The following is a 10,935-nucleotide window of genomic DNA, read 5'->3' on the forward strand; positions in this document are numbered from 1 at the left end:
ACCGGCCGCCTGGCCCGGACCGGCGCCTCGACCGGGAGGGGGCGGCTTGCTCGGGACCGGCACCGGACCGGGAGTGGCCCCTGGCCCGGACCAGCCCTCTGCCCCGGACCAGCCCCACCCGGGAGACTGACCCACCCGGGACACTGACCCACCCGGACGCATTCCCGCCCCCGAACGGCCCCCGTCCCCGCGCGTCGGAACCGGTCGCGCGCACCCCCGTGGCAGGCTCCCGTGTCCATGCGACTGAGCAAGCCCCTGTCTCTCGCCGTGACCGCTGCAGCCGCCCTCACGTCCGTGCCCGCCGCGCAGGTCTCCGCCCAGGCCCTGCCCGACGCCGGGCCCAGCTGTGCCGCGTCCGGGAAGCGGGAGTTCCCCGTCCGTACCCGGATCCATGGCGGGCCCGATGCCTACGAGGCCGGCGGCGGATTCCGGATCTGGTACATCGACCTCACCAACACCACCGACGCCACCTGCGAGAACGTCCACCCGGTCGTCGTCCTCGTGGACAAGAAGCGGGCGTTGCGGCCGGAGCAGCCGCGCCTGGAGTTCTACGACGGGGAGCGGCCCCGCCCCGTGACCTTCGAACGGACCGACGAGGACGAGCACATCGGCGTACTCGGTTCCGCGGGGCCCGGCACCTCCGCGCCCGGCACCTCCGAGCCCGGCGCCTCCACGCCGTCCGGAACCGTCCCCGGCGGGACCGGGAAGGACGACGGCGACTTCCCGGGGTTCACCGTGGCGCCCGGCGCGACCCTCTCCGTCAAGGTGCGGCTCGCGGTCACCTCCGACGCGGTGGCCAACGACGTCGTCGCGAACGCGGCCGTCGTACAGCGCCACGAGGACGACGGCGCCTGGGTGGGCCAGTCGAATGACTACCGGTTCCGTATCGTCGGAGGCGTGGCCGGGGCCGAGGAGACGGACGAGCCGCGCGGCGACACGGGCGTCCCGGACCGGGACCGGCAGGGCGCCGCCGACGGCGTACCGGACGGACTCCCGTTCGCCGAGGAACTGGCCGGTACGGGACTGTCGTCGCCCCGCGCCGTCCTCGCCGCGTCGGCCGGCGCGCTGCTGCTCCTGGCCGCCGGGGCCGCCGCACTGGTCGTGGCCCGCCGCAGACGCTGACCGCGAGGCGGGCAGCGGGCCTTCGCGCGCGAGCCGTCGCCCGCCCTCTCCACCAAGATCCAGCGGATGGCTAGGCTGGGGGCGTCGGCACACAGCTGTGTCCGGTGATGCGGGCGCACCCGCACGGCTCACGCAGAACGCGCACGGCAGGAGACGGCACATGGCAGAGCGCAAGCCCATCGAATCGTGGCTCACCGACATGGACGGGGTGCTCATCCACGAGGGCGTGCCCATCCCCGGCGCCGACGCCTTCATAAAGAAGCTCAGGGATTCCGGGAAGCCCTTCCTGGTCCTCACCAACAACTCGATCTACACGGCCCGCGACCTGCACGCGCGGCTCCGGCGGATGGGCCTTGACGTGCCCGTCGAGAACATCTGGACGTCCGCCCTGGCCACCGCCCAGTTCCTGGAGGACCAGCGCCCCGACGGTTCCGCGTACGTCATCGGCGAGGCCGGTCTGACCACCGCGCTGCACGACATCGGGTACGTGCTGACCGACCACGACCCCGACTACGTGGTCCTCGGCGAGACCCGCACGTACTCCTTCGAGGCGATGACCAAGGCGGTGCGGCTGATCAACGACGGCGCCCGTTTCATCGCCACGAACCCCGACGAGACCGGCCCCTCCGCCGAGGGCGCGCTGCCCGCCACCGGCGCGGTCGCCGCGCTGATCACGAAGGCGACCGGCAAGCAGCCGTACTTCGCGGGCAAGCCGAACCCGCTGATGATGCGGACGGGACTCAACGCCATCGGCGCGCACTCCGAGACCAGCGCGATGATCGGCGACCGCATGGACACCGACGTCCTGGCCGGTCTGGAGGCCGGCATGGAGACCTTCCTCGTCCTCACCGGCCTCACCACGAGGGCGGAGGTCGAGAAGTACCCGTACCGCCCGTCCACGATCGTCGACTCCATCGCGGACCTCGTCGAGCGCATCTGAGCCCGCCGTACGGCCCCGCGCACGGCCACGCGTACAGGCCCCGCACCGGCTCCGTACGGGCCCCGTACGCGCCACCCGTACGGAGCAGTGCGCCCCCTCCCCGGATGCGCCCACCCGACCCGCGGAGGACGCTCCAGATGTCTGGAGGTTCACGATGGGTTCACTGCGATTCGCTCTCTGTGCCGGTGCGGCGGCCGCCGCCGCACTCGCCCCCACGGCGTACGCCCCCTCTGTGTTCGCGGCCGACGGAGGTGTCCGGGTGACTCCGGGGTCCCCGGCTCCCGGCAGCGACATCCGGCTTCGGGTCCAGGGGTGCACCGGGATGACCGGCACCGCCGCGTCCGCCGCGTTCGTCGCCGACGCGCGGCTCACCGGGGCCTCGGGGGACCTGACGGGCAAGACCCGCGTCCGCTCGACGCTCGACCCCGGCACGTACGACATCAAGGTCACCTGCGACGGCTTCGAGCAGCAGCTCAAGGGCACCGTCACCATCGCCGACAAGAAGCAGCGCGAGAAGCAGGAGCGGGAGCAGAAGGAGAAGGAGCGGGAGCAGAAGGCGCGGGAGAAGGAGAAGGACGCGTCGGAGCAGAAGACGGCGCCCGAACCCTCCGCCGCGCCCGCGTCCCCCGTCGCCCCCGTGCATGCCGGTGGTGGTGGTACCTCCCGGATCGCCGCCGCCGAGGCCAGGTCGGAGGGGCCCGGCACCCGGCACGCGGTCGTCGGCCTCGTCCTGGCCGGAGTCGCCGCCGTCGCCGTGGCCGTCAGCAGCGCCCGGCGGTCGCGCGGGCGCGCGGACTGAGCGGCCATGTCGAAACACGGGCATCGCGAACGGAGCGAACCCTGGGAGCACGCCGCGGGCGGCGGCCGGCTCCTGATGGGACTCGCCTGGGCCCTGCTGCTGCTCGGACTGTGGCTGTGGGGCCGTGAGGTCACCGACATACGGCAGGGCATATCCTCGCCGACCACCGGTGACGTGGCGGCGGTCGGACGCCCCCTCGGCGTCGAACTGCCGCCCGCGGTCCGGCCGCTGGGCGACGCGCGGCCCCAGCGCGTGGAGGTGCCCGCGCTGGGCGTACGGGCACCCGTGGTGAGCCGCGGCCTCGACCCGGGCGGGGCGATAGAGCCGCCGCCGTACGGGCAGCCGGGGACGGTCGGCTGGTACGAGGACGGGGTGCGGCCCGGGGCGGCCGGGACCGCGCTGCTCGTCGGGCACGTGGACACCGAGACCCGGCCCGCGGTCTTCTACCACCTCAGCGAGGTACGGCCGGGCGCGGCGGTCCGGGTGGTCCGGGACGACGGCACGGTCGCCGAGTTCACCGTCGAGGACGTACAGGTCTTCGCCCGTGACCGCTTCGACGCCCGGAAGGTGTACGGGGAGCGGCAGACCGGGCGCGCGGAGCTGCGGCTCATCACGTGCGGCGGCTCCTTCGACCGGCACAGCCGCACCTACACGGCGAACGTGGTCGTCTCCGCGTACCTCAGCGGGACGGAACGCGAAACGGATCGCGGGACGGCGCGCGGGACCGATCGCGGGACCGCTCGCGGCGCCGGTCCCGGTGCCGGTCCCGGTGTCGGCCACTGAGCGGTGTCAGCACCTGGCCCGGTCGACGACCCGCTCCCCCCGGAGCCGTCGACCGGGCTGGTCCTCGACCGTGCGCGCACGGGCTGCGGGAGTAACCCGGCGGCCGGCACGGGAGGTTCACGGTCCCATCCGAGTGCGCGTGGAGGGCCGGACAGCCGGGGGCCCGGGCCGTCTGAGACGACTCTAGAACGGATGAGCGTTCCGGCCTAGGGGCTGAATGACGCCAAGTCCCAGCGCGGTGGCACTGCGTTATCCGTGCAGCTAGCCGCAGCGTCCGGGCAGGTCCGCGGGACCCCGCGACCACCCGGTCGTGCAGCGCTGTAACAGCTGACCGACAAGGCGTGACTGTGCTCGTGGGCGGCCCGACACGTATGTCAGGATTGGTACTTCGGACGGTGCACCCGAGGGGGAGTTTTTCGATGTACGGGAGCAGGGGGCCCGGGGCAAGGGCGTCCGTGGCGGTGGCCGGAGCTGTGCTGCTGCTCGCAGGATGTTCGTCCTCGGACGACGGCGGCGACAAGGACACGTCGGGCGCCAAGGTGAGCCAGCAGCCCAAGGACAAGGACCCGTTCTGGGTCAACCCGGACGGGAACGCGGCGGAACAGGTCGCCACCTATGAGAAGGACGGCAAGGACGAGGACGCCGAACTGATCCGTACGATCGCCGAGCAGCCCACCGGAGAGTGGCTCACCCCGGAGAACGCCGAGCAGGAGGCGCGCGGTTTCACCGAGGCCGCCGCGAAGGCCGACCGGGACGCGCTGCTCGTCGTCTACAACATCCCGCACCGCGACTGCGGCCAGTTCTCCAGCGGCGGCGCCGCCGACGGCAACGCGTACCGGACCTTCATCGACCAGGTCGCCAAGGGCATCGGCGACCGGGCGACCACGGTGATCCTGGAGCCGGACGCGGTGCTGCACATGGTGGACGGCTGCACCCCGGACGAGTTCCACGAGGAGCGCTACGACCTGCTGCGGGGCGCGGTGGAGAAGTTCAAGTCGCTGAAGAACACGAAGGTCTACCTGGACGCGGGCAACGCGGGCTGGGGCAAGTCCGACGACATCGCCGAGCCGCTGAAACTGGCGGGCGTCGAGAACGCCGACGGGTTCGCGGTCAACGTGTCCAACTTCTACAAGACGCCCGACAGCACGAAGTACGGCAAGGAGCTGTCGTCGAAGGTCGGCAACAAGCCGTTCGTGATAGACACCAGCCGCAACGGCAACGGCCCCTACACGGGCGGCGACCCGGAGGAGAACTGGTGCAACCCGCCCGGGCGCGCGCTGGGCGAGACACCCACCACGGACACCGGGGACGACCTCGTCGACGCCTATCTGTGGGTCAAGCGGCCCGGCGAGTCCGACGGCACGTGCAAGGACGGGCCGAAGGCGGGCCAGTGGTGGCCGGAGTACGCGCTGAAGCTCGCGAAGGCGAGCAAGCAGTAGCCGCTGTCATCCGCTGTCACCCGTCGTACGTGACTGGGGGCGCCCTCCGCATCGGAGGGCGCCCCCAGTCACGTAACGGGGTCGGTGGGCGTCAGGGGATCTTCACCCACTGGGCCTTGCTCGGGGTGCCCTGGTCGTCCGTCACGAACAGCATGTACCAGCCGGACTCGACGAGGTTGCGGCTCTTGGGGACGGTGACCTCGATGCCGTCCTTCGTCTTCTCGAAGTCCAGCGCGATGGAACGCTGGTCGACGTCGGTGACGTGCGTCGAGGCGCTCGGCCGGATCAGCCGGGCCGACTTGATCGACGAGGAGTGCTTCGACGTGAAGGCCGCCGACTCGCCGCGCTCGATGGTCTTCGGACCGCCGGAGAGCGTCGGCCGCGAACCCTGGAAGAGGTACGGCGGCGTGTAGATCTCCACGCGCTGCTCGAACTTGCCCGGCTTGGTGTTGGCCTTGTCGGCGTAGAGCGAGTCCGAGCCGAAGAACATCACGCGGCCGTCGGGCAGGAGGATCGAGCCCGAGTGGTAGTTGCGGCCCACCAGCGGGTCGGCGACCCGCGTGAACTCGTTGGTCTTCGAGTCGTACATCCGCGCCTGGAGGATGTTGGTGTCGCCGCGTCCGCGGTAGTCCTCCGAGCCGCCCGACACCAGCACGTCGTCGTCGGGGAGGATCGAGTACTGCGGGTAGCGCGTGCCCTTCTCCATCTCCGGGCCGTCGGTGAACTTCGGGTTGTCGGCCAGCAGGTCGATGATGCGGGTCTTCTTGCTGGACAGCTTGGACTCGCCGACCCCGCCGCCGCCGATCACCATGTACTTCTCGTCCTGCGCGGGCGGCAGCAGCACCGTGCCCGCGGTCTCCAGGAGCTTCGGGTCGGACATGCCCTTGACCTTCTTGAACTTGTTCGTCTCCAGGTCCCAGATGCCCGGGTCACGGCCGACGTCGTCCGGTCCGTAGCCGGCGTTCGCGCCCGAGTAGAACAGCTTGCCGTTCTGCATCAGCGAGATCGCCGGGTAGGTCGGGAACTGCCGGACGCCGTCGGTGTACGTCCACTTCTTGGTCTTCGGGTCGTACACCTCGTTCTTGCCCGGGACCAGCTGGCCGATCTCGTCCAGACCGGAGAGGCTGAGGATCTTGCCGTCGGACAGCGTGGTGAGCGTCGGGTACCAGCGCGCCTCGTTCATCGGGTCGACCTTGATGTACTTCTCGGCGACCGGGTCGAACTCGTAGGCGTCCTTGATGCCCTGGAAGTCCTTCTTGTCGAGGGCGAGCTTCTGCGCGATGCCGTACGTGTTGCGCGCGTCGGCACCCGACAGGCCCTGCACGCGGTAGTTGTCCTGCGTGCCCGTCTCGTACTTGGCGCCGCTCTTCTGCGCCTCGACGTAGATCCGGCCGAGCCCCGGCTCGTTGCGCAGGAACTTGCCGGTCGCCTTGTCGAAGACCTTCTTGGCGCGCTCGACGACGACCGGGTCCTTCGACACGAACGTCTTGCCGTTCTCCTTGCCCGAGAAGCGGGTGCCCGCGGGCAGGGTGATCGGCTCGTCCGGGTTCTCGTTGTGGACGACCATCAGACCGCTGGCCTTGGTGATGTCGCCCTTGAGCTTCTCGTAGCGCTTGGTGCCACCGGCGATCAGCAGGTTGCCGTTGGGCAGCTGGGTGTGGCCCGTGCAGAACAGGTCGGCCGGCGTCGGGACCTTCTTGATCGTCTTTTTGACCGGGTCCCAGATGCGGGTGTCGAACTTCTTCGCGTCGAAGTTGTCCTGGTTGTTTCCCGAACCGGCGATCAGCAGGATCTTGCCGGTGTGCAGCAGCGCGGCGTGAATGGTGTTCAGCCGGTACTTCTCGGGGAACTCGACGATGTCCCACTTGCCGTTCTCGGCCTTGTACTCAGGTCTGTTGATCTTGTACTCGTGGTACTGCTCCGACCCGAAGCGGTAGAGCGCGGGTCCGTTCATCCCGGCCAGCGCAAGCACCACCGCCGCACCTATCGCGATGCGGCGGGCACGGCGGCGGCTGGAACCGTCTTTCACTTCATTTCCCGTCTAACTCGACTGACTTGGCCGGCCCGGACCAGGCCTCGTCCCTGGTCCGGCCCCCGGGGTGGAATACGCGGCGGAGCGGCCGCGTACCTCAGTTCCCGGACGAACGGTGCTGTCCCCCGAGGGAGATCTGCACGGTCTGGTCGGGGCTCCCGCCCGACGCCCAGCTCGGCTTGTGCTGGGGCGCGTGCTGCGGCGCGTGGGGGGACCCGTGCGGGGACCCGTGCTGCGGCGCCGGGGACTGCTGCGGCTGGAGGGGGATCCTGCTGTCGTACACGGGCGCCGGGGCGGCCGGGGGCTCCTGGGGAGAACCGTGGCGGTGCTTCCTCCCCTTCTTGTCCTGCCGCATCATCCAGCGCCAGGCGAACATCGGCGAGGCCGTGATGAGGAGCGCGAACGTCGCCCAGATGATCATCGCCGGGTGGGCGTGACCGTAGACGAAGCCCGCGGTGATGGAACCGCTGAAGATCGCTATGAAGTACCAGTGGTACCTGAACGTCCCGAACCAGGTGTCCGGGCTCGCGGAGTCGCCCTTGGGGGTCACCACGAACTTGCTCTTGCGGCGCAGCATCGAGTCGATGAGCGCCTTCGCGTACAGCGGCGCCGACAGCGCGGACATGATCATGCCGGCCACACCGCCGGAGCCCTCGGGCTCGTGCGGCGAGACGTTGTGGCGGCGGTTCCAGACGTAGAGGCCGATCTGCAGCGCCGAGGCGTTGCCGTAGAGCATCAGCCAGATAGCCGGGTCGATGTTCACACCCGAGGCGCCGAGACCCAGGAACAGGGCGCAGCTCAGCGCGGCCAGGATCCAGTTGAGCGCCGACATCGGGTAGAAGATGATCATCATCGTGTAGTTGAAGAACTTACTCGGCGGCAGCGAGTAGGCGCCCTTCCAGTACTGCTTGAGGATCGTCTCGTACGTACCCCGTGACCAGCGCATCTGCTGGGTGAAGAAGTCCGTCCAGGCGTTCGGGCCCTCACCGACCGCGAGGACGTCCGGGGTGTAGACCGAGCGCCACTTCTTGCCCGTCGCGGGGTTGCGGTGGCGGTGGATCTCGAAGCCGGTCGCCATGTCCTCGGTGATCGAGTCGTACAGGCCGCCGATCTGCTTCAGCGCCTTGATGCGTACGGCGTTCGACGTGCCCACGAACATCGGCGAGCCGTACGCGTTGCCCGCGCGCTGGATGAGCGCGTGGAACAGGAACTGCTGCGACTCGGCGGCCTTGGTGATGGGGTTGTCGTAGTTGCCGTAGACCTGCGGGCCGATCACGAAGCCGATGTCCGGGTCGCGGAAGAAGCCCAGCATCCGCTCCAGGTAGTTCGGCAGCGGTACGTGGTCGGTGTCGACGGAGGCGAAGAAGTCGTAGTGGTCGCCGTGCGCGTCCAGCCAGGCGTTGTAGTTGCCGTGCTTGGTCTTGGCGCGGTGCGGGCCCTTCTTCTGGTTCCACTTGGCGACGCCCTTGCGGGAGAAGTGGTGCACGCCGAGGCGCTCGCAGACCGCCTTCACCTCGGGGTCGTCGCCCTCGTCGAGCAGCCAGACATGCATGAGGCCGCGGTGCCGGATCCGCACCGCGGCTTCCAGGGTCTTCGTCACCATCTCCAGCGGCTCCTTGCCGGGCACGAAGGAGGTGAGGAAGGCCACTCTCGTGCCGGTCTCGGGCACCACCGGGACCGGGTCGCGGGCGACCAGCGTGGCGTGCGCGTTCGACAGCACGTTCATGCAGCGGAACAGCTCGATCAGACCGATCGAGACGAGCATCACCATGTCGAGCGCGGGCAGGAAGTCGTACGCCGGATAGTCCCGCTCGGTCCAGTGCGTGGGCTGCAGCAGCCAGGCCAGCAGCACGAGCGAAAGCAGCGGGGCCGCGCCCAGCATCAGGGCGGCGCGCAGCCGGTGCGGCTCCTGCGAGAGCAGCGTGCGGTACTGCACCTTGTACGGCTTGGTCGGGTCCGGTTGCGTGAGAGGACCCGCGAGCCGGCTGTAGTGCTCGTAGTCGTATCTCGGCAGGTTCTTCTTGATTCTGCGGAAAGTGCCGGTCCGCGTCTGTGACGGCACCCTCAGCTGGGTGGTCTCGGACGGGTCGGAGTTCTGCCGGGCGCCCGTCGGCGTCGACGTCATGAGTCATCCCCCCACACGCGAGTTTCCACGTGCTCGTTGTTCCCTTCGCCGGCAGGTCCCCCTGAACCCGACTGGCGTATCAACAGCAGGCCCCCGTCACCACATCATCCACACACCTTATAGACATGGCGGAGCGGCCTTCCGGTTGCATGATGCCCCCCTCGACATCCGTTCATTGACAGGGCCCCAATCCCCGCCTTCGCGCGCAACCGCTTTCATGCCCCCAACTGCTCTGTAACCGCAGCCTCTTGTTGCCCAGGGTTCTATGCGGTTCGTCATGATCGCAAGATGCGAAACACGGTGTTTACCGGTCATACGCGCTCATTGGGGAGCCTGCTGGTCTCGTTCGGTACCGTTGCTGTCAACCGCGTACGGATGTTGCCGAAGTGTTCTCTTATTGCGTCCTCGGCCCGCCCCGAGTCACCGGAACGCACCGCGTCGAGGATCTCCCGGTGCTGCCGGCAGGTGACCTTCGGATCCTGCGGAAGTTCCACGAGATCCGTGCGTACGCGGTGGAAGGCGTCCCAGAACGCCTCCAGGAGTTCGCTCAGCAGAAGGTTGCCCAGTCCCCGGTACAGGGTGGCGTGAAAGGCGCGGTCGGTCTCGGCGAGACCCGCGCCGGCGGTCGCCTCGGCCTCCATGCGCTCGACCAGAGCGTCCAGGACGGCCAGATCGTCCGGCGGGACGTTGCCCGCCACGCGGGAGACCAGACCGGTCTCCACGGCCTCGCGCAGCTGCAGGAGCTGCAGGAGGCTGTCCTCGCCCCGGTAGTGCCCGGCGACCGTGCGGAACGCCAGGCCCTCGATCATCGGTGCCATGGACATCGGCCCGACGTAGGTGCCGAAGCCGTGCCGGATCTCGACGATGCCCATCGCCTGGAGGGCCTTGAGGGCCTCGCGCACGGAGTTCCGGCTGGCGCCGAGCAGCTCCATGAGGTCGGGCTCGGTCGGCAGTACGGCGCCCGAGGGCAGCCGTCGGTCGATGATGAGCTTCTTGATCTGCTCCTGGAGGTCGCGCGCCATGGCGAGAGGGTAGCGGGCCGTAAGGGTCCCGCCCTACGCGAAGAGGCTCCCCGCTTCCACGGGGAGCCTCTTCGTTACTTCTCTCACTCTGCTTGTGCGCCGCCAGGGACTCGAACCCCGGACCCGCTGATTAAGAGTCAGCTGCTCTAACCAACTGAGCTAGCGGCGCGTACGGCTTTTGTCTCGCCGACGCGAGAACTCTACCGGACCTTCGCGGGGCGGTTGACCGGGGATACGGGTACGGCTCCGGCGGGGGAGCGAGCGACCCCCGCCGGAGCCGCACCCGAAAACGAACCGAACCGAACCGCCGGAGGTGAACCACTACATCATTCGGACCGTCAACATGCGGCACCGGCGACAAGTTGCGAAACTGACGGACGTGCAGAAGCGCGGAAATCTCCGACAGGACGACGACGGGAAAAGCATGACCGCTCCGGCATTCGAGGAATTCGATCCCGAGAGCGACTGCGACTGCCCCGGATGTACCCACTGGCGGCGCGTGCTGCCGCATTCCAGGACCGGCGGATTCGGCGGACATCCGGCGGCCCATTCCCCGGCCCCCGGCCAGGGCCTCGCCCGCGGCAGGAGCGCTCCCATGGCGTTCGCCCTCGCCGCGGCCACCGGCACGGTGCTCGGCGCGGCGGGCGCCGCGCTCATCTCCGCGGGAGTGGCG

General features: G+C 69.4%; 8 protein-coding genes, 1 tRNA gene and 1 pseudogene. 6 read left to right on the forward strand and 4 right to left on the reverse strand.

Annotated elements, in window-relative coordinates; all coding sequences use genetic code 11:
- Nucleotides 1–237 precede the first annotated feature (237 nt).
- The 5 genes from IE278_RS23400 (at nt 238) to IE278_RS23420 (ending at nt 5,083) form a co-directional block, all read left to right on the forward strand.
- A complete protein-coding gene (locus IE278_RS23400; protein WP_189775191.1) occupies nt 238–1,122 on the forward strand; it encodes a hypothetical protein in 885 nt (294 codons plus the stop codon).
- A gap of 160 nt (nt 1,123–1,282) precedes the next feature.
- A complete protein-coding gene (locus IE278_RS23405) occupies nt 1,283–2,062 on the forward strand; it encodes an HAD-IIA family hydrolase (RefSeq protein ID WP_189775192.1) in 780 nt (259 codons plus the stop codon).
- Nucleotides 2,063–2,216: 154 nt separating this feature from the next.
- Nucleotides 2,217–2,861, forward strand: a complete 645-nt coding sequence (locus IE278_RS23410; protein ID WP_189775193.1) for a hypothetical protein — start codon at nt 2,217–2,219, stop codon at nt 2,859–2,861.
- A gap of 6 nt (nt 2,862–2,867) precedes the next feature.
- A complete protein-coding gene (locus tag IE278_RS23415) occupies nt 2,868–3,644 on the forward strand; it encodes a class F sortase (protein WP_189775194.1) in 777 nt (258 codons plus the stop codon).
- A gap of 419 nt (nt 3,645–4,063) precedes the next feature.
- Nucleotides 4,064–5,083 carry a glycoside hydrolase family 6 protein gene (locus tag IE278_RS23420; protein ID WP_189775195.1) on the forward strand — a complete coding sequence of 340 codons (1,020 nt, stop codon included), beginning with the start codon at nt 4,064–4,066 and terminating at the stop codon, nt 5,081–5,083.
- A 91-nt stretch (nt 5,084–5,174) separates the two neighbouring features.
- Here the strand turns inward: IE278_RS23420 and glxA are convergent, their stop codons facing one another.
- The 4 genes from glxA to IE278_RS23440 all read right to left on the reverse strand — a co-directional run bounded on the left by glxA (nt 5,175) and on the right by IE278_RS23440 (nt 10,431).
- Nucleotides 5,175–7,112, reverse strand: coding sequence for a radical copper oxidase GlxA (gene glxA, locus IE278_RS23425; RefSeq protein ID WP_189775196.1), 1,938 nt, complete (start codon nt 7,110–7,112; stop codon nt 5,175–5,177).
- A gap of 100 nt (nt 7,113–7,212) precedes the next feature.
- A complete protein-coding gene (locus IE278_RS23430) occupies nt 7,213–9,240 on the reverse strand; it encodes a glycosyltransferase family 2 protein (protein ID WP_189775197.1) in 2,028 nt (675 codons plus the stop codon).
- A gap of 311 nt (nt 9,241–9,551) precedes the next feature.
- Complete coding sequence (locus IE278_RS23435; protein ID WP_189775198.1) at nt 9,552–10,262, reverse strand: FadR/GntR family transcriptional regulator; 711 nt, start codon at nt 10,260–10,262, stop codon at nt 9,552–9,554.
- Between the two features lie 95 nt (nt 10,263–10,357).
- A tRNA-Lys gene (locus tag IE278_RS23440) sits at nt 10,358–10,431 on the reverse strand.
- Between the two features lie 255 nt (nt 10,432–10,686).
- Between IE278_RS23440 and IE278_RS23445 the strand changes: the two are divergent.
- A pseudogene (locus IE278_RS23445) lies at nt 10,687–10,935 on the forward strand (hypothetical protein); the annotation flags it as partial.

This window comes from Streptomyces tauricus, assembly GCF_014650955.1.
GTDB lineage: Bacteria > Actinomycetota > Actinomycetes > Streptomycetales > Streptomycetaceae > Streptomyces > Streptomyces tauricus.